This window comes from Myxococcales bacterium, from assembly GCA_016703425.1.
Classification (GTDB): Bacteria; Myxococcota_A; Polyangia; order Polyangiales; family Polyangiaceae; genus JADJCA01.
In genome coordinates this window covers 558,218-576,988 of the sequence record JADJCA010000007.1, presented here as the reverse complement: position 1 = coordinate 576,988, position 18,771 = coordinate 558,218, and the positions used below count along the sequence as shown (strand labels likewise).

The window sequence follows — 18,771 nt, the reverse complement described above, 5'->3', positions numbered from 1 at the left end:
GCCTCTAGAACGAGCCTACGAAGCCGCCGCCGAGGGCCGGCGACGACGCACCCGGGACGGCGAGCGTGGGGAGAACGCGAAGGCCGGTCGAGCCCACGATGGTCTCGCGCTTCGTGCTGCCGCGCGTCACGAAGAGCGCGATGCCGGCGCCGGCGACGGCGCCGCCGGCTGTGCTCGCGAGGAACCCGCGAGCCTTGCCGGCGGTGACGTCCTCGAACACCAGCGGGCTGGCGGCGGCGGCGCCGGCCAGGGCGCCCAGCCCCGCACCGATATCCATGAGCAAGACGCGCGACGCAGGCACCTGCACGAGGGAGGCGAGCGCTCCGGCGCCGGCGAGCCCGATGCCGGCGCCGTAACCGGCGCCGAGCGCCGGCTTGGCCGTCGTGGACCCTTCGACAAACATCTCCGTCAGCGCACCAAGCCCGAGTCCCAGGCCCGCACCCGAATGAAGGAGCGCCGCGTCCCCTTCGTCCATGCGCGAACGCGTCAGCGCAACGGTCGAGAGGCCCAGCCCGATGAAGCCCGCGCCAGCGCCGTAGTTGTATCGGTCCGAGAGCGGCTTCACCTCGTAGCCGTTGCTGAGCAGGATGCCCGACGCAACGCCCCACCAGGTGCCGCCGGTGAGAAACCACGCGTCGCCAGCGGTGAGGTCCCACTCTTCGGCGGCGAGCAAGCTGCCGCCGAGTCCCACGCCCGCGCCCACCGCGAGAAGCGGGTAGAGTACACGTGGATCCTCGTTGCCGCTGGCGCGCTGGAGGCTGTAAGCGGTGAAGCCGCCGAAGATGGTGGAGCTCGTCGCGAGGACGGCGCGGCCCGCGGAGCGCACCGGCTGAACAACGCCGTAGCCAGCCGTGTCGTCGACGCGGTCGCGCTCCCGTGCGCCGGCCGCCGCCTGCGCCGCTGCCACCGGCGACATGAGCTCGCGCAACATCACCAGGCCCCGCACGGCGACGTCGGCGCCCTTCACGCGCTCGACGCGCGTTCGCAGGATGTTTCCCCGCGGCGGCACAGCCACGATGCGAACGATGAACGCGTCACCGGAGGCCGGCTCGATGCGCGGGCTAATGACCCAAGCGCCCTTGGGGCCGCTCGGGCCATCGGCCGCGGCCCGCGCCAAGACGTCAAGGTCGCTCGTGTGATCGCGCAGCGGGCCCGCGTCGGTGACGGCCAGCACGAAGCCGAGATCCTGGACCGCGTCGCGCAGCGTGGCGTCGAGCTCCTGGGCTCTCGTTAGCGTCGCCGGATCGCGCGCCGCAGACGGCGGTCTGTGCGCGCCGTCATCGCCGCGAGCCAGCGTCGGCCAGACGACGACGAGGTCTTGGCTGGCATCCGCTTTCGCCAATCCGGACCCGGAAGCGGCGGTCGCCGGCGTTGGCGTCCCGTCGGCGTCGGCCGCCGCGACGCGGGGCACCACGAGCATTGCCGCGATCCATGCTGCGTGCCGCCCTGCACAAGCCCGACGCGGAACCATGGCCCGCCTCGTCAGAACATGACCATACCGTTCAGGAAGATCTGAACGATCGCGCCGTCGTCGACGGAGAATCGGCGGCCCGGCAGGTCGATGACGGGCCGGTGGTACGGGTTGGGCAGGCCCGTGATCGGCTGCGGTCCGACGCCGCCGTTGACCACCGAGTGGCACGGACCGGCCACGGCCGGATCGGTGCGCGTGCTCGGGTTGCACGCGTCGGCGCCGCTGATGAGGTACGACTGCACCCAGGTGTACGCGCCGCCAGCGTTGAACTTGACGTATTCACCGGCCTGGTAGGTCACGCTCCCGGCGAGCGTGATGCGGCCGTGGCCCTGCGTCTCGGTGATGCCGTTGAAGAACACGCGCTGCGACGACGGGTCTTGCACGCTCGTCGCGTTGTCTTCCGCGAAACGATACGCGCTCGGGTTGGGCGTCGTGAGCGACTTCGACGACGTCGTGCCGAGGGCGTCGAAGAGCGGGCTGTAGTCGCGCCCCACTGAGTGGTAGGCGCCGGCGACGCGGCCGTCGACGACGACGCGCTGGAACTGCTCCTTGCGCTCGTAAGGCACGTATTCAATGCCCGCCATGATGGTGCCGACGAGCGGCGGATTGTGAACCAGCGCACCGCGCGGCTTGGTTCCGCCGAACTCGCTGCCCTCTTTCGCGAACTCCGCCAAGAAGGAGAAGCCCGAGTAGGGCTCCACCTGACCGTAACGGCGAGAGAACGTCGTGTGCGCGAAGATCGCGTTGGTGCCGCGGCTCGAGCCCGGATCGCGATCAACCGACGGGGTGACCGGGTCGGGACACTTGGCCTGCCCCGCCGCGGGGGCGTCGGTGCAGGCGTGCATCGGTGTGCCCACGCCGAAGCGTCCTTCGAGGCCGACGGTCCAGCTCGGCTTCGTGCGATCGCGAGCCTGGTTCAAGATGCCGAAGTCGGCGCCCACGGCGATGTAGTCGAGGCCGCTTCGTGACGGGCTCTTGTGGGGAACGCTGAAGAGCTGACCGCCGGCCGGATCGCCGAGGCGCTGCGGGTTTTGCGACGAGCCGTCCAAGTCGCTCAGCTCGCGCGCGTTCGACATGATGAAGGGCAGGCGGAGCGTCAGCGCGAGATCGCGGTAGATGCCGACCTGCGCGCCCATCTTGAGCAGCGACGTCGTCTCCCTGAAGGCCGCGACGTTCTCGGTCCGGGCCACGAACTCGCCGGTGGAGAGGCCCGGCTGGAAGAGGGAGCTTTCGCGGCGGATGTTCGCGCTGTGCCACCTTTGCTCGAAGCCGAGCATGAACGTGGCGTCGAACGGGTCGTCCTCGTCGAAGGCATCGATGACGGAGGTGATTTCCCCCGTTTCGCGCATCATTTTGGGTTCGCGGGGCGCTTTGGGATCTTCCGCCCACGCTCGCGCCATTCCGGCGAACGTGGAGAGGCCCCCCGCGAGCACCGCAACTGTTAGTGGCGATAGGTTTTTCCGGCCCATCCGCATCGACGCTCGCCGGACGCTACGGGCCCCCCCAATGGGTGTCAACGAGAACCCGAAGGCGGTGGGGCCGGAAGCGCATTTCGTTCGGGCTCGCGCGCCACGTTCCCGGCGTCGCTCGTCGCGCCTCCTTGGCCGTCCCGTTGGCCCGTGGGGTCGGCGGCGGGTCGCCCAAGGGGCAGGTCCCGGTACAGCGCCTCGGCGCTCGCGAGGTCAGCGAAGGCTGCGCCCTTCGCGCCGCGACGTTCCAGGTCGACGCGCGCCACGGCGCACGCGATCCGCGCGGAGCGTCGTCCCTCCGCGTGGGCGACCACGGCGCCCGCGTCGACGGTCGCCCGCTGCCACCAAGCCCTCGCGTCTTCCGCGAGCCGGCGGCAGCGCTCCGTTGGCGACTCGCCCGCGGTGGCGGCGGCCTTGACGGCGCCCACCGCGCGCTGCTCTCGAAAGGGCTCACCGCTGGCGATGCGGGCGCCTTCCCCGGCCACGACGCGGCAAGTGTCGCCGGCCTCGATCCTCGTGCCCTGCGTCGCGAAAATGAACGCCGTCGTCGTCGCGACCTCAAGCGGCGCGCGCGCGGCGAGCACCGTGAGCGTGCCGTCGTAGAGCGTGAGCGTTTCGTCGGCGCCGCCCCGCAGGGCGGCCTCCCCGGCGATCTCGAACTCCACGCCTTCGGGGATCGTCTTGAGGACCGCGCCACCGCGCTTCAACGTGAGCCGATCGCCGGGGCCGATGCGCGCGCCGACGCCGAGCGCGACATCCGGCTCACGGCCCGACGTGAGGTGCGTCGCTCCGGCGTCGCCGTCACGAAGGGCGAGGACGCGGAGGCCGCGGTCGACTCGGCCGCCATCGCCCCGAAGCGATGGCGCCACCGGCGCTCGTTCCGTCGCCGTCGGCTGCGTCGCTGTCGTGCTCGGCGCCGCGGCTCGCTCATCGCTCCGCTCCGCCCTTCGCGCGCAGGCGGCGTTCGCGCTGGCGAAGGCGAAGGCGAATAGGACGAGGCACGGGAGGCTGCCTCGCCGGAGCGTCACGAGCGACCCGGCAAGGGGGGCGGAAGGCTGCGCGTTCGCATCGGTGTCGAGTGCTCGTCGACGCGCAGTCCTTCTTTGGCAGAGCGCAGATCGCTTGACGTTTGGTCGAGGCGATCGGCGAAGACGCCGAGGAACTGCCAGAGGAGCTTGACCGCGAGCTCGTGCTCGCGCCGCAAGATCTCGAAGAACTCGCTCCGGCGAATCGCGATGAGCTCGGCGGCGCCCTCCGCCGTGACCGTCGCCGAGCGAGGGACGCTCCGAATGAGCGCCATCTCACCGAAGTGTTCGCCCTGACCGAGGTGCGTCAGGACGGCCTCGCCGCGGGAGACGCGGACTTGCCCCGAGAGCACGATGAAGAGCTCGTCGCCGGTGTCGCCCTCGCGCAAGACCACGTCGTCGGAGGCGTAGGAGCGGACCTCGACGGCCTGCATGACGCGGAGCAGCTCGCGCTCGTTCAGCGGCGAGAAGATAGGCATCTTCGCCAGCACCTCGCGCTTCAACGCGAAGCGCCGTGCGCGGCCGTCGTCGGCGGTGTCGCCGACGTGCACCGTGATGACGGTGATGTTGTCTTTGCCACCCTTCGCGTTGGCAAAGTCGATGAGCGACTTGGTGGCTTGGGCGCCCTCTTTTGCGAGGTGCTCGGTCATGTCTTCCGGCGACTCGAGGTAGCCGTGGAGGCCGTCGCTCGCGAGGATGAAGGTGTCGCCGGGCAACACCTCGATGACAAGTGTGTCGACTTCGACGCGCTCGTAGACACCCACGGCCCGCGTGATGGCGTTCTTGTGGCCGACCTTGTCGATCTGTTCGCGGGTAAGGTTCCCGCGCTTCAAGAGCTCGTTGTAGACCGTGTGATCTTCGGTGATCTGCTCGATGCGCCCCTGGCGACGCAGGTAAATGCGGCTGTCGCCGACGTGGGCGATGAAGCCTTGGTGGCCCGCGACGAGCAAGGCGCTGAGCGTCGTGCCCATGCCGCGCTTCGCTGCGTCGAGGCGGGCCTCTTCGTTGACCTTCGCGCAGGCGCGCTGGACGGCGTGCTCGATGAGCGTGATGAGATCGCGCGTCGTGACCTTGGCCGCGCCCTTCGCGCCGGCGAGGTAGTCGGTGATGAGGTCGGCCTCGCGACGCACCTCTTCGTGGACCGTCCGCACGGCGATGGCGCTGGCGACCTCGCCGGCGGCGTGCCCTCCCATGCCGTCGGCGACGATGAAGAGCGAGAGCTTCTTGTCGACGAGGAAGTTGTCCTCGTTGTGGTCGCGCACCTGACCGACGTCGGTGCTCGCGAAAAAGCGCAGGCTCTCGTGCATCGCGGGGCCCATCATCCTAGTAGCTCGCCGCGGTGAAATCGAACGATTGGGGGGCGAGCTACTAGAAAATCGGCGGGAGCCGATTTTGGGGGCAAAAGGGGGCGAACATTGGGGCCGCCGAAGCGACGGGAACTTGGGCGGCCTCCGGTCGTGAAGGCGGGCGTCACGCGTCTTCCTCGCCCTTGTCGCCGCGCAGGCCGAGCGACCGTGCCTTCTTGTAAAGGTGGCTTCGCTCCAGATCGAGCGCGCGCGCCGTCGCCGTCATCTGGCCAGCGTGGTGCGTGAGGGCTTCTTTGAGGATGGTGCGCTCCGCCTCCTCGACGAGCACCCGGAAGGGGACGCCGGCGCGGTAGAGGCCCGCCGTGGCCGTGGCGACGCCGCCCGGGAGACAGGTCCGTACGTCGGCCTCGTCGATGACGTCGTCGGGCGTCAAGATCACGAGCCGCTCCATGAGGTTCTTGAGCTCGCGGACGTTTCCCGGAAAGGCGTAGCCGCTGAGGAGCGTCACGGCGCTGTCGGTCAGCTTTACGTTCCGCCGATCGTTGTTGCGCGCCGCCAGCTCGAGGAAGTGCGCGGCGAGCACGGGAACGTCCTCGCGGCGCGCCCTCAGCGGAGGGATCTCGAGCGGGACGACGTTCAGGCGATCGTAGAGGTCGGCCCGAAAGCCGCCCGACTCGCAGGCTGCGACGAGATCCCGGTTCGTCGCCGCCACGACCCGCACGTCGACCTTCAGCACCTCGTTGCCACCGACGCGCTCGATTTCGCGCTCCTGGAGCACGCGCAGGAGCTTGGCCTGCATCGGGAGCGGCATGTCGCCCACTTCGTCCAAGAAGAGGGTGCCGCCGGACGCGCGCTCGAACTTCCCGCGGCGCTGCTTCGTCGCGCCCGTGAAGGCGCCGGCTTCGTGGCCGAAGAGCTCGCTCTCGATGAGTTCGCTGGGGAGGGCCGCGCAATTGAGCTTCTCCAGAGGGCCCTTCGCGCGTGGAGAGAGCGTGTGGATGGCGCGGGCGACGAGCTCCTTGCCGGTGCCGCGCTCGCCGGTTACGAGGACGCTCGCGGCGCTCCGCGCGGCGCGGGCGATTTGATCCACGAGCCGCTTGACGGGGGGGCTGTCGCCGACGAGCTCGGTTCCTGAGCCGGCGATCTCGCGCAGCGCCTTGGCCTCGGCCTCGGCTCGATCGAGCCGCAGCGCCGTCTCGACGCCGATGAGGAGCGCGTCAGTGTTAATGGGCTTCTCTAGGAAATTGAGAGCGCCCAGGCGCGTGGCCTTGACGGCCGTGTCGATGGTGGCGTGCCCGCTCATCATTATGACGGGCGTCTCGACCTTCGCGGCCCGCAAGCGAGCCAAGAGCTCGATGCCGTCGCCGTCGGGCAACATGACGTCGAAGAGGCACAGGTCGTAGCTCCGCTTCTTGAGCTTTTCTTCGGCTACCTGCACAGCGCCAGCGACGTCGACGGCGTAGCCTTCGAGGTCGAGGGCCTTCTTCAGCGTCGTCAAGATCGCGGGCTCGTCGTCGACGATCAAGAGGTGAGCTCGCGCCATAGGGCGAGATGCTAACGCAAGCACCGCTTGCGTTGGTCCTGCGACGAGCGAGGACTGATCCGATCTTGGCTAGAGACTCCTGCGAAGGGCCGTCTCGCCCACCGGGGCGGCCGTTCGATAGGGGCGATTCAAGTGATCTCTGCCGTAGCCCCTCGGCCGCGTCGGTGCCCACGACCGTGACGCGCCCGGCATGGCGCTGGTCGCGTCCCCGCGTCGCTCGCGCCGGTGTACCATCCGCCCATGAGGCGGTTTCTTTGGTGCGCGATCTCGCTCGCGGCGCTCGTCGGATGCGGCTCACCGCCAAACACGGGACCCAAGCTCCCCGGCGAACGTGGGGGCAGCCTCTCGGTCGCCCCCGTCGCCGACGACCGTTTCGCGGAGACCGTGAAAGACCTCTTGGCGAGCGAGCCGCGGTCGGAAGCACGGCGCGTCTTGCTCGCGCAGACCATGTCGCGCCAATTGGTGCGCGCAGCGGCGCACTTCACGGGCAACGCGCCCGATCGGGGCCTCGCCTCGGTGACCGGCGCCTTCGCGCTCGCCTCCGTGTCGGAGATCGACGCGGCTTCCCTCGGCCCCGCCGCCAAAGGCGCCCTCGCGGGCGCTGCGAAGGAGCTCTCCAACCGGGGTGATGAGGGCGCCGCCTTCGCCGCCTACGCGATGCTCGCCCGCCTCTCTACGGAGGGCGATCGCAAGGAGATCGAGGCTCATCTCGAGGCCATCGGTCGCTGGATCAAGGACCTTCGAGCCGGCAGCGCGCCGATGGCGGGCGTCCAGCTCGCGAAGAACGCGGCCGTCGCTCGCGCCGTCCTCGAGCCCAGCGACGTTGCGCTCGCGGAGGCGGCGGCGCGCACCACGGAGTGGTTTGAGCGCGCCCTCGAGCTCAGGTCCAAGTACCGGTCGGCGCAGGTGCTCCGTTCGCTCAACCGTCGCGATCAAGAAGAGGCGATCCTGGCTCACGCGGCCCTCCGTAGCGCGCCCATCGTCCTCGCGGCCCTGTACCTAAGGCACGGCGACGCGAAGGGCGCCTCGCAGGCCCTCGAGAAGGTTCGAGCACGCGAGCTGGTTCCGCAGCTGGCGGCCGCCGTCGATGGCGCCAAGACCGCCAGCGCCGAGCGATGGCTCGAGCTGCTTCGCGCGCTGCAGCCAGAGGAGCGCGAAGAAGTCGACGCGAGCCTTCAGACGCTTCTCCGCGTCGCCCAGTTCCGTGTCGCCGCCGAGGCCTACCGCCTCGACCCGACGTCCGTCGACGCGGCCGGTGACTTGGCCCTCGCGCTCGTCGACTTCGACATGCTCGAGGCGGCGCCGGCGGTCGTCGTCGAGGCGGTGCGCGTGCACCCGGAGCCGCGCACTATCGCGGCGGCGCTCGCGCTCTCGATGCAAGCCATGATGAAGGCCTCGGACGGCGACGGCGCGCGCCGCGTCTTTCGCGCCGCCGGCGGCCTCCTCGCCATCGCCGATGGCGCCAAGGCGAAGATTCAGCCGAGCCCGGCCTCCGTGCGCGCGCTCATGGGCGAGATCGAGCTCCGCGATGGACACGTCGCCGAGGCGCGCGAGCTCTTGCATCGCGCCGCGTCGGTCGAGCCCACGGGCCCGGTGTCGGCGACGCTCGCGCGCATCGCTCGGAGCGAGGGCAAGACCGACGACGCGCTCCGTCACATCGACGATGCGACGCGCTCTCCCGAGGGTCAGCGCTCGCCGGCGCTGCGCGGCGAAATCCTGCTGATGAAGAGCGACATCCAGCGAGAACGGGGGCAAGACGCCGCCGCACGCGCGACGCTCGGCGATGCGCTTCGGGGTCTCGCCGAGGCGCGCAAGGCTACGACCGACGACGCTCGCGCCCGCGTCGAGCGAACGCTCGCCAAGGTGCTCGACCGCTTTGGTGCCGGGCAGAAGGCGCGGCAAGCGCTCGAGCGGGCCTTTGACGCAGCCCCGCGCGACAAGCAAGAGGCCTCGGCGACGCTCCTCACGATGGCGTCGCGGGCCCTTCGCGAGCTCGACCTCGCCGCCGCGCGGGACGACCTGCGTCGCGGCGTCGCCGCCGATCTCCCGGCCGAAGACATCGTCTACCTGGCCCTTTGGGTGCGCATCGTCGAACGGCACCGCAAGGTGTCGGCGGATCCGGTGGCGGAGCGAGCCATGACGGGCATCAAGGACGACGGCCGCTGGACCTCGCGGCTGGCGGCCTTCGGCACGGGCAAGATCGGCGTCAGCGAGCTCACCCAGAGCGCGCGCACGCCGGCGCAGCGCACCGAGGCGCTCTTCTATGGCGCGATGGAGCAGCGCATCCTCGGCGACCAGAAAGGCGCCGAGGCGACCTTGCAGAAAGTCGTGCAGTCAAGTGGCGGCATCGAGCTCATGGAGGTCACGATTGCGCGAGAATTGCTCGCCGGCGCTCGCGCGGCGCTCGGCGGTCCGGTGCCCGACGTTGGGCTGCCCTGACGAGGACGATGCGCGCGCGCGATCTCAGCAAGGGCATCGATTGGGGGAGCCTCGCGCCGCTCGCGCTCCGCTCGCGCGAGGTCGCCGAAGGCGTCTACGCGGGTGGCCATCGGAGCGCGCGACGTGGGGCTGGCGTCGAGTTCGGCGGACACCGCGAGTACCTTCCCGGCGATGACCTCCGCTGGCTCGACCGACGCTCGCTGCTTCGTCACGACCACCTGCTCGTGAGGCAGTTCGAGACGGAGACCGACCGCGCGCTCCGGTTGGTCGTCGACGCGACGGCTTCCATGGCCTACCGCGGCGGCACGGCGCCCGGCGCCAAGCTCGCCTTCGCCGCTCTTTGCGCGGCAGCCCTCGCCCGCATCGCCGTGGGGAGCGGCGACCCTATTGGTCTGACGTTCATCGGCGGAGAAGGGCCGCGCGGCGTTCCCGTTTCGGGTGGACGCGAAGCCTTTGAGCGCGTCGTCGCGGCGCTCGAGACCGTTGAGCCCGGCGGCGACGCGTTCACCGGCCCGGAGGTCTTGGAGCGCGCCCTCGGCGCCATCGCCCGTACGGCGCGTCGCGGCTCGATCCTTGTTGTCTTGAGCGACCTCCTCGACATGCCTGCCGGCGCCGTCTTGCGCGTTGCGAGCCTCGCATCGGCGGGGCGCGTGGTGGTCGTCGTGCAGACGCTCGACCGCGACGAGGAGACCTTGCCGTGGGAGGGCACCTTGCGGCTCCGCGCCCTCGAGGGACCGGGGCTCGTCGAGACAGACCCTTCGGTCACACGCGACGGCTATCTCCGCGCGCTCGCCGCGCTGCGCGACGAGTGGAAGACAGCCCTCTTGGCTCGCGGCGCACGGTTCGTCACGGCGTCCACGAACGACGATCCGGTGGCCGTCGTGCGCGCTATCGTCGAGGCGGTCCGGTGAGGAGTCCCGCGTGAGCTTCGTTACCGCGCTCGCTCTCTTGATCGGCCTCCTGGCTGCAGCGCCTTACATGGCGCACCGCCTTCGCCGCCGCCGTGGTGAAGAGCGCCCCTTCGCCGCAACGCACCTCGTGCCGCCGGCTCCGCCGCGGGCGCGGCGTCGCGCCGAGTTGGAGGACGTCGCGCTGTTGGTCATCCGCGCCCTCGCCGTCCTGGCCCTCGCGGCCCTCGGGGCCTCGCCGCTCGTGCGCTGCTCGCGGCTCTCGCTCACGCGCTCCAGCGGGGCCTCCGTCGCGCTCGCGATCGTCATCGACGATTCCATGAGCATGCGCGCGGCCGCTGGCAGCGGTTCGCGCTTCGACGCGGCCAAACGAGCCGCCCTCGAGTTGCTCGCCTCGTCCCGCGAAGGCGACGCGGTGGCGGTGGTGCAAGCGGGGGCGCCGCCGCGCGTTGCCCTCGCGGCCACCGGCGACATCGGCGCCGCACGGACGATCTTCGAGAACATGTCGCCCTCGGATCGGGCGACCGATTTGGAGGGAGCCGTCGCCGTCGCACGCGGGCTCGTGGCGCAACTGCCGCAAGTCGATCGGCGCGTTGTGCTTCTCAGCGATCTGGCCGACGGCCAACCGAGTGCGTCGCCGCTCGAGGGCGGCGACGTGCCGCTATGGGTGCCCCTACCGGAGCTTGCCGTCGCGGCCGTCGATTGCGCGGTGCTCTCCGCCGACCGTTTGCGCGGCGTCATTCGCGTCCGCATTCAGTGCAGCCCCGACGCGCCCCTGGCTCTCGAGCGGCGCACCCTCGAGGTCGTACGCGACGGCAAGGTCGTCACCTCCGTGGTGCCACTCCTCGGCGTCGTCGATGTAGCCGTCGCCGACGACATTGTGCCGCGGCTCGTCGTGCGCCTGACGGGAACAGATGCCGTCGCGAGCGACGACCAAGCGCCGGTGGTCGTCGAGGCGGCCACGAGCGCCGTGGCGGTTGTGGTCGAGCGAGGAAGCGAGGCCCTTCCCACGGGTGGGGCGCCGGCTGTTGAGCAGGCGCTCGCCTCGCTGAAGCTCGACCTCTCGGCGCGCCCGCTGCCCGTCGTGCCCGACCGCATCGAAGACCTGTCGGGCTTCGTCGGCATCCTCGTCGATGATCCGCCGGGGTTCACGCCGGATCAGCGGCGAGCGCTCAAGGCCTTCGTCGAAGAAGGGGGCGTCATCCTTGTCTCTCTCGGGCCTCGCGCCGCCGCCGCGCCGCTCGGCTCGTCCTTTGAACCGTTCTTTGAGCGAGGCGTCATCTGGGAGAAGAACAAGAGTGCCGGCGCCGATCCAAAAGGTGCGCGCGGAATGTTCGTCGAGGCAGCGACCTCGTTCACCGACCTCGGGGCCAAGGAGCGCTCGGTCATGACGCCCGCCGATCGGGAGCGCTACGAGACGCTGGTGCCATGGACCGACGGCGCGCCGCTCCTCGCCAAGCGCACGATCGCGCGAGGCGAGGTGTGGCTCATGACGTTGCCGCTCTCCGTCGACGCCAGCGACTTGCCGCTCCGGCCCGGATTTTTGCCGCTCCTCGACACGTGGGTTGATTTGGCGCGAGCGCGCGTCAGCGACCGGCGCACCCCCGTTGGCGAGCCGTGGGTCTTCGTGACGGGAGGGAAAGCCGCGGAGGTCTCCGGCCCGCGAGGCCCGGTGAAGGTCGTGCGCGAGGGCAACGTCGCGCGCGCCGTGCCCGAGGTCGCGGGCGCCTACGAGCTCACGTTCGCGGGGGGCCGCAAGGAGCAGCGCGTTGGCGCGCCCATCGCCAAGGAGCTCGACCTGAGGCCTAGGCGCGCAACGGCTCCCAATACGGAGGCGAAGCTCGGCGACACCAAGGCCACCGTCGACGTGTCCTGGATGGTCGCGCTCGTCCTCTTGGGGCTCCTTTCGGCGGAGCTCGCGCTCCGCGCGGCAGCGAACCAAAAGCGACCCGCTGCTTGAGTGTGCACCACATGCTGGCGGCGAGCCGGCAAGGTTGATTTCAGCGCCCTTTTCTTGAGAAATCCGCACTACGCTGCCGACTCCGATGAGAGCCCTCTTCGCCGCCGTCTTCGCGCTTTCCCTCGTCGCTTGCGGTGCCGGCCCCTACGGCCACGCGCCCCACTACGTGCCGCTCTCCGAGGAGCAGAACGCCGTGGCGGCTGCCCGCGAGTACGACCCCGTGATGTTTCAGCGCCAGCCCGACGAGTGGAAGAAGGGCCACGTCTCGCTCTTCGGCATCGTCACGCATCGCGCGCCCGGTCCGTCGGGGGCCACCGCGTTGACCCTCGGGGTGCGTCGCTTGGAGCCGCGCAACCTCTGCGAGAGCATGCGCGACGATTCCACCTGCCGCGTGACCGTCAGTGATCGCGAGTTTGGCCTCGTGCACGTCCTCGTCACGTTGCGCCCCGACGACGACGTCGGCGAACGTTCCGTTGGCGTGGGCTCGCTGCTCCGCGTCGTGGCCTCGTCCGGTGGCGAGGTCGACCCGCAAGACGGCGCGGCGGTGCTTCGCGCCAGCTACTACCGCCACTGGCCGCGCTACTTTTACGTCACCAAGGCGGCGGCGCGCGACCTTCGCCAGTAGACGCTACAGCTTGAAGTACTTCTCGAGGGCAAACGCGTCATCGGCGCCGAGGCCCTCTTCGACGGCCTTCTCCAGGGTGCGAAGCGTTTCGCGACTCACCGCGAGTGGGAGCCCGGCTTCCTGTTGAAGCTCTGCGAAGAGTCGCGCGTCGCGGAGGTGCGTCTCGAGCGTCGTCTCGACGGAGAAGTCCTTTGCGAGGAGCTTCTCCTTGCGCATCGCGAAGGCCGGCGCGGCGTAAGGACTCGCCGCGAAGGCTTCGAGGATCGTGCGCCGCGGTAGGCCTAGCTTCTCGCCGAGGGCGAGGGTGCTCGTCAGCGCCACGAGCTGGTCCGCCGCAAGGCCCGCCAAGAGCACGCGCAAGGCCTGCCCCGAGCCAACATCGCCGGCGTGGAGAATGCGGCGACACATGCTGAGAAGCACCGGCTGGGCCCGCGTGATCTCATTGAGCTTGCCGCCCACGAGTGCGACCAATTCGCCTCGCTCCGCGGCGCCCGGTGAGCCGGTCACAGGTGCGTCGACGAAGCGCGCGCCGGCGTCGCGGACGAGCTGCGCGACGCGGACGGCCGCCGCTTGACCGATGGTCGACATATCGACGACGAGCGCGTCGGGGGCGAGCTTATGCAACGCTCCCGTCGAGCTCGTCAGCACGTCGGTGAGGCCTCGTTCGTCGGTCAGCATCGTGATGACCAACCGCGCACCTTCCACGCACTCGGCGGGGCTGCTCTTGACCTTCGCGCCGAGCGGGGACAGCGACGCGGCGCGTTCGCGCGTCCGGTTCCACACGTGGAGCGAGAAGCCGCGCCGTGCGATGTTCGCGGCCATCGGGAGGCCCATGCTGCCAGTGCCCAAGAAGGCCACGACGCCGAAGGTGGGGGGGGTCGAGCCGCGAGGGCCCGGCGGCGGCAGCGAGCCGGGTCCGGGCCTCGCGCTCGGCCGGTCCGCGGGCGCGGACGACGGTGGAGCCGGCGGGATTCGGTTGGACGCCGAGCGCGCGAGCAGCGGATCGGTGTTGGGAGCGCCCGGAGGGACGCGACTCGCGCCCGAGCGCCCCAGCAGCGGATCGGTGCTCGGGGGTGCCGGCGGCACGCCCGAAGGCGGAGGCAACGGCGGCGGGCGGCTCGTTGGTCGAGGCAACGGTAGCGTCCCCTCGGCCGGCGCTTCGTAGACCAGGCCTGGCGCCGTCACCGAGAGCGCATCGTCGGGCAGGCGGAAGACCGGCTCCTCGGCGACGGTCGGCGCAGCTTCTTCCTCCCTCACCGTTTGAGGGGGAGGCCACTCGCGTCCCGTTTCCGGTGGCCGGCTCGACAGCGGGGCCGGCGCACCGGCGGGCCGCGGCACGGGAGGCCGCTTGCTCGGAGGATCCGCCACGCCTCACGAGTAGCACAGTTGGGCCGAGTCCGGGGCGTCGGCGGGCCTCGCGTGCGGTCGCGGCACCGACGGCGATGCGACCGCTTGTCGCACGGCTCGCTTCGGATAATGGTGATTGGCTCCATGGCCGCGGACTTCAAACTCGTCTCGGCGTTCGCCCCCAAAGGCGACCAGCCCAAGGCGATCTTCGAGCTCAGCGAGGGCCTCAAGCGCGGCGATCGCCACCAGGTGCTCCTCGGCATCACCGGCTCCGGAAAGACCTTCACCATCGGCAACGTGATCGCCGAGCACGGTCGACCGACGCTCATCTTGGCGCCCAACAAGACCCTCGCGGCGCAGCTCTACGGCGAGATGAAGGAGCTCTTTCCGTCGGCCGCCGTCGAGTTCTTCGTCAGCTACTACGACTACTACCAGCCCGAGGCGTACGTGCCGACGACGGACACGTACATCGACAAGGACGCCATCATCAACGACGCCATCGATCGGATGCGTCACTCGGCGACGCGCGCGCTCCTATCACGGCGTGACGTCATCATCGTCGCGTCGGTGAGCTGCATCTACGGCATCGGCAGCGCCGAGAGCTACCACGGCCTCCTGATTGATCTGAAAGTCGGCGAGGAGTTCCGCCGCGACAACCTCCTCCGGATGCTCGTCGACGTGCAATACGAGCGCAACGACGTGGACTTCCACCGCGGCACGTTCCGCGTTCGCGGCGACGTCGTCGAGGTCTTCCCCGCCTACGAGCAAGAGACCGCCATTCGCATCGAGTTCTTCGGCGACGTCATCGAAGCGATGAAGGAGGTCGACCCGCTGCGGGGCCGGGTGAAAGGCTCGCTCGACCGCTACGCCATCTATCCCGGCTCCCACTACGTGACGCCGCAAGAGCAGATGCGCCGCGCCATCGACGGCATTCGCGTCGAGCTCCGCGAGCGGCTGGAGTTCTTCGACAAGGCGGGGCGCTTCCTCGAGAAGCAGCGCATCGAGCAGCGAACCTCCTACGACATCGAAATGATGGAGCAGATGGGGTTCTGCAACGGCATCGAGAACTACTCGCGGCACCTCTCGGGCCGCAAAGCGGGCGATCCGCCGCCCACGCTCATCGACTATTTCCCCGAGGACTACCTCCTCATCCTCGACGAATCGCACCAGACCGTGCCGCAGGTGCAGGCGATGTTTCGCGGCGATCGCGCGCGCAAGGAGACGCTCGTCGAATACGGCTTCCGGTTGCCGAGCGCCCTCGACAACCGACCGCTCAAGTTCGAGGAGTTCGAGACACGGGTCAAACACGCCATCTACGTGTCGGCGACGCCAGGCGAATACGAGCTGCAGAAGGCCGACGGTGTCTTCGTCGAACAGGTCATTCGCCCGACGGGGCTAACCGATCCGGAGGTCGAGGTCAGGCCCGTGGCCGGCCAAGTCGACGACCTCCTGGCCGAGATCAAGAAGCGCGTCGCCGCGAACGAGCGCATCTTGGTGACGACGCTCACCAAGCGCATGGCCGAGGACCTCACCGACTACTATCGCGAGCTCGGCGTGCGGGTGCGCTACCTCCACTCGGACGTCGACACGCTCGAGCGCATCGACATCTTGCGTGATCTCCGGCTCGGGGAGTTCGACGTCCTCGTCGGCATCAACCTCTTGCGCGAGGGTCTCGATCTGCCCGAAGTCTCCCTCGTGGCGATCTTCGACGCCGACAAGGAAGGGTTCCTCCGAAGCGCCCGCTCCCTGATCCAGACGATGGGGCGCGCCGCGCGCAACTTGAACGGGCGCGTCATCATGTACGCCGACGCCATGACCGCCGCGATGAAGCGCGCCATCGACGAGACCTCGCGGCGCCGTGTCATCCAGGAGGCGTACAACTTGGAGCACGGCATCACGCCCGCGACGGTCGTTCGCGCCGTCATGAACATGAACCCCGACTCGGGCATCATCGATTACCTGAACATTCCGAAGGGCGGCGGTAAGCGCGGCGTAGAGGCGCAAGGCGGCGAGGAGCTCGCCGACCAAATCCAGGTGCTCCGTCTCGAGATGTTCGCGGCCGCCGAGAACCTCGAGTTCGAGAAGGCCGCGCGGCTGCGCGATCAGCTAAAGGCTCTCGAGGGCGCCGAGGGCCGGGGGCGGCCGGAAGACGTCGCGACGTACGAGCCCTACGGCAAGCGCAAGTCGAGCAGCACGACGACCAAGAGCGCGAAGACGCGCTCCAGCCGGCGACCCGCGAAGCGCCGCTGAGCTGTGAGAAGCACGAACAAGAGCTCGCTCCGCGAATCGTTGGTGCACCAAGTTCCTTCTTCGCCATAGCTTTCGCGCCGCGGTGGAAAGTCGTCGCGCGTCTCGTGCACGCGCTTGCACCCTTGGGCAGCGCCTTGCGACAGGTTCTTTTTCGAGGGTGCGACGCCTCCGAGATTTGCCACGCTTTTTCTCGGGCGCTCGCCGAGCACACGCCTTGCAGCCTCTCCCTCGACACTCGCCCGCACAATGTCGGGAAGCCACCGCGCAGAGAGAGGCCCCGGAACGAATTCGCGGGCTTCTTTCGAAACCAGTCGCGTACCCTCCGGTCTTCGGGCCTGGGTCGCACCCGCTGCGCCAGGCGCCCCGGATAAACAGGAGGACTTCGATGGGACTGCTGAAGACGCTGATCGACTTCGTCATGAAACTGCTCGGCATGAAGTCGGAGCCCGCAGGCCTGCCGGCTCAGGCCCATGGCGGCGGCGGGCACGCGGCGCAGATGGCGTCGTCGGAGCCCGAACCGGAGGCGGCGGAGGAAGAGACCTGTCCCCACTGCGGCGAGGTTCATGAGTTCGACCTCGCGGGCTTCAACCCCGAGACCGACGAGGACGCGTTCTTCGAGGCCCAGCTCTACATGGACAGCGAGGGCATGATCGCGCCGAACGTCACCATCACCGAGGAAGACCACGACCGCACAATGCGCCAGTGGGGCATCCGCGACCGCCGACACTGGCAGGCCGTGAGGGACTCGGTCCAGACGGTCCTCGCGCGCAAGTACGGCGGCATCGACGCCATGGCCCAGCGCATGATGAACCACCGCATGGGGATGACCCAGAAGCTGATGGCCAAGACCGCCGCGTCCAAGGCCGCGAGCGGCGAGCTCAACCCCGTCGAGGGCATCTCTCTTGAGCAATGGGCCGGCATCAACGCCGCCATCGCTCAGGGCGCCAACGCGGAAGACATGCTCAAGGGTCAGGGCATCGACATGCCGCGCTGGGATAAGGCTCGCGCCGAGTGGGAAGCCCGTATGTCGCGCGACACCACGTTCACGGTGGCGCAGATCTACGGCGACGCCTTCCAGGCGGCTTCCAAGGGCAAGTACTCGGAGTACGCCAAGGAAGCGACCGCTGCCCGCGCGGCGAACCGCGAGCTCAACATGCAGCCGCCCATGACCCTCGAGCAGTACTGGGAGATCCTCTACGAGCAGGCCTACGGCGCCAAGCAGGGCAAAGACCCCGTCGAGGTCCTCAAGTCGTGCAGCCTCAGCGTCGTGGACTGGTGCGATCTCTCAGCCTTCATGGGCTACCACATTCACCGGACTGCCGTTCAGAACCACAAGCAGTTCAACGAAATGCAGAAGCGAGTCGAGGCCAAGTTCGAGGCCAAGTACCCCGGCGTGAAGGCCGATGTCGACATCTCGTTCTGATTCCGGAAGCGGCGACTCGGGCGGCGGCCAAAAGCCGCCCGAGAAGCCTCCCGCCGCGCCGACGCCAGGGGGTGGCGTCGGCGTCTCGGCTCTCTTTGCGCGCGCCGTCGCCGCGCAAAAAGAGAAGGCCGCCCCCGACCAGACGGTCGCCGCCGGCGTGGCCATCATGACGTGCAAACAATGTGGAGCCCCTCGTCAACACGAGGAGCTCGTGTGTCGCTTCTGCAAGGAGAAGCTATGAGCGCTGCTGCCGCGCGATGGGACGGATTTCTCAAACAGATCGCGGACCGCCACGCGGCCGTTTGCCAAGAGGCAGAGGAAGGGTCCAAGGCGGCGCTCGCCGCCTGCGGGCACGACTTCATCCCGATTTCGCACGCGTGGATGGCGGTCAACGATCGCCTGAAGGAGCTCGAGCGTCGCATCATCGACACCTGGAACGAGAAGGTCGAAGCGGTCTTCGAGCAGGAAGGCGTCGAGCGCGGCGTGCAGATGCGCGAGCGGCGCAAGGGTGAGGACCTCGCCTTTGATCTGGAGAACAAGCGCGAGGCCTCCGAGATGCGAACCTTCGCCGCCGGTGCGCGCGAGCTTCATCAGCGGGCCCTCGTGACGCAGGCTGAGCGCAACTGCGGTCACTGCGGCGTACCGCTCGCGATCCCTGTGACATACCGCGCCATCAACGTCACCTGCACGCACTGCCAGAGCGTCGTGACCTTTGAGCCGGCGACCTTGGCGCGCATGGCCATCGCCAGCGGCGGCCACGCCATGGCGTGGGAAGCGGCCTACCCCGAGTGGCTCCAGATGCGCCGCGCGGAGCGGCCATTCGCGACCACCGGTCGCCGACCCCGCTCGCGATCCTCAAGGCCTACGAGCAGGCGCAGATCGCCTACTGGACCAAGTACATCGGGACCAAGGCCTACTTCGAGCCGGAGCTCCGCGACGTCGCGCACGAGGTGCGCTCGCGGATGCAGTTCTGGTGGACGCAAATGACGACCGAGGAAGAGTGG

The 18,771-nt window shown here is 69.3% G+C and carries 14 protein-coding genes; 8 read left to right on the top strand and 6 right to left on the bottom strand.

Features of this window, described 5'->3' with window-relative positions; translation table 11 throughout:
- Positions 1-4 precede the first annotated feature (4 nt).
- The 5 genes from IPG50_14435 to IPG50_14415 all read right to left on the bottom strand — a co-directional run bounded on the left by IPG50_14435 (position 5) and on the right by IPG50_14415 (position 6,815).
- A complete protein-coding gene (locus tag IPG50_14435; GenBank protein MBK6693387.1) occupies positions 5-1,420 on the bottom strand; it encodes a hypothetical protein in 1,416 nt (471 codons plus the stop codon).
- Between the two features lie 62 nt (positions 1,421-1,482).
- Positions 1,483-2,871: a hypothetical protein gene (locus IPG50_14430; protein MBK6693386.1), complete on the bottom strand. Its 1,389-nt coding sequence runs from the start codon at positions 2,869-2,871 to the stop codon at positions 1,483-1,485.
- Positions 2,872-2,984: 113 nt separating this feature from the next.
- The gene (locus IPG50_14425) at positions 2,985-3,968 is read right to left on the bottom strand and encodes a hypothetical protein (GenBank protein MBK6693385.1); all 984 of its coding nucleotides are present in this window, start codon (positions 3,966-3,968) and stop codon (positions 2,985-2,987) included.
- On the bottom strand, positions 3,965-5,284 hold the full coding sequence (locus IPG50_14420) for a cyclic nucleotide-binding domain-containing protein (GenBank protein MBK6693384.1): 1,320 nt from the start codon (positions 5,282-5,284) through the stop codon (positions 3,965-3,967). The genes IPG50_14425 and IPG50_14420 overlap by 4 nt, the downstream gene beginning before the upstream one ends.
- 151 nt (positions 5,285-5,435) lie before the next feature.
- The gene (locus tag IPG50_14415; GenBank protein ID MBK6693383.1) at positions 5,436-6,815 is read right to left on the bottom strand and encodes a sigma-54-dependent Fis family transcriptional regulator; all 1,380 of its coding nucleotides are present in this window, start codon (positions 6,813-6,815) and stop codon (positions 5,436-5,438) included.
- A gap of 240 nt (positions 6,816-7,055) precedes the next feature.
- Between IPG50_14415 and IPG50_14410 the strand changes: the two genes are divergently transcribed.
- The 4 genes from IPG50_14410 to IPG50_14395 all read left to right on the top strand — a co-directional run bounded on the left by IPG50_14410 (position 7,056) and on the right by IPG50_14395 (position 12,747).
- On the top strand, positions 7,056-9,254 hold the full coding sequence (locus IPG50_14410; protein MBK6693382.1) for a hypothetical protein: 2,199 nt from the start codon (positions 7,056-7,058) through the stop codon (positions 9,252-9,254).
- 8 nt (positions 9,255-9,262) lie between these two features.
- Entirely contained in the window at positions 9,263-10,165 is a 903-nt protein-coding gene (locus IPG50_14405) for a DUF58 domain-containing protein (protein MBK6693381.1), read from the top strand.
- Positions 10,166-10,175: 10 nt separating this feature from the next.
- A complete protein-coding gene (locus IPG50_14400) occupies positions 10,176-12,122 on the top strand; it encodes a VWA domain-containing protein (GenBank protein ID MBK6693380.1) in 1,947 nt (648 codons plus the stop codon).
- 85 nt (positions 12,123-12,207) lie between these two features.
- On the top strand, positions 12,208-12,747 hold the full coding sequence (locus IPG50_14395; GenBank protein ID MBK6693379.1) for a hypothetical protein: 540 nt from the start codon (positions 12,208-12,210) through the stop codon (positions 12,745-12,747).
- 3 nt (positions 12,748-12,750) lie between these two features.
- Here the strand turns inward: IPG50_14395 and IPG50_14390 are convergent, their stop codons facing one another.
- Positions 12,751-14,115, bottom strand: coding sequence for an NAD(P)-dependent oxidoreductase (locus IPG50_14390; GenBank protein MBK6693378.1), 1,365 nt, complete (start codon positions 14,113-14,115; stop codon positions 12,751-12,753).
- Between the two features lie 123 nt (positions 14,116-14,238).
- Here IPG50_14390 and uvrB point away from each other — a divergent pair, with 123 nt between their 5' ends.
- The 4 genes from uvrB to IPG50_14370 all read left to right on the top strand — a co-directional run bounded on the left by uvrB (position 14,239) and on the right by IPG50_14370 (position 18,754).
- Positions 14,239-16,344 (top strand): excinuclease ABC subunit UvrB, encoded by a 2,106-nt coding sequence (gene uvrB / locus IPG50_14385; protein ID MBK6693377.1) that lies wholly within the window; start codon positions 14,239-14,241, stop codon positions 16,342-16,344.
- Positions 16,345-16,729: 385 nt separating this feature from the next.
- Entirely contained in the window at positions 16,730-17,767 is a 1,038-nt protein-coding gene (locus IPG50_14380) for a hypothetical protein (protein ID MBK6693376.1), read from the top strand.
- On the top strand, positions 17,748-18,008 hold the full coding sequence (locus tag IPG50_14375; protein MBK6693375.1) for a hypothetical protein: 261 nt from the start codon (positions 17,748-17,750) through the stop codon (positions 18,006-18,008). Before IPG50_14380 ends, IPG50_14375 begins: the two co-directional genes overlap by 20 nt.
- On the top strand, positions 18,005-18,754 hold the full coding sequence (locus tag IPG50_14370) for a hypothetical protein (protein ID MBK6693374.1): 750 nt from the start codon (positions 18,005-18,007) through the stop codon (positions 18,752-18,754). Before IPG50_14375 ends, IPG50_14370 begins: the two co-directional genes overlap by 4 nt.
- Positions 18,755-18,771: the final 17 nt, after the last annotated feature.

Coding starts and splice junctions, on each gene's coding strand:
- IPG50_14380 (MBK6693376.1), top strand. CDS start 16,730: ATGGGACTGCTGAAGACGCTGATCGACTTCGTCATGAAACTGCTCGGC.
- uvrB (MBK6693377.1), top strand. CDS start 14,239: ATGGCCGCGGACTTCAAACTCGTCTCGGCGTTCGCCCCCAAAGGCGAC.
- IPG50_14395 (MBK6693379.1), top strand. CDS start 12,208: ATGAGAGCCCTCTTCGCCGCCGTCTTCGCGCTTTCCCTCGTCGCTTGC.
- IPG50_14430 (MBK6693386.1), bottom strand. CDS start 2,871: ATGGCGCGAGCGTGGGCGGAAGATCCCAAAGCGCCCCGCGAACCCAAA.
- IPG50_14410 (MBK6693382.1), top strand. CDS start 7,056: ATGAGGCGGTTTCTTTGGTGCGCGATCTCGCTCGCGGCGCTCGTCGGA.
- IPG50_14435 (MBK6693387.1), bottom strand. CDS start 1,420: ATGCTCGTGGTGCCCCGCGTCGCGGCGGCCGACGCCGACGGGACGCCA.
- IPG50_14405 (MBK6693381.1), top strand. CDS start 9,263: ATGCGCGCGCGCGATCTCAGCAAGGGCATCGATTGGGGGAGCCTCGCG.
- IPG50_14420 (MBK6693384.1), bottom strand. CDS start 5,284: ATGGGCCCCGCGATGCACGAGAGCCTGCGCTTTTTCGCGAGCACCGAC.
- IPG50_14415 (MBK6693383.1), bottom strand. CDS start 6,815: ATGGCGCGAGCTCACCTCTTGATCGTCGACGACGAGCCCGCGATCTTG.
- IPG50_14370 (MBK6693374.1), top strand. CDS start 18,005: ATGAGCGCTGCTGCCGCGCGATGGGACGGATTTCTCAAACAGATCGCG.
- IPG50_14375 (MBK6693375.1), top strand. CDS start 17,748: ATGTCGACATCTCGTTCTGATTCCGGAAGCGGCGACTCGGGCGGCGGC.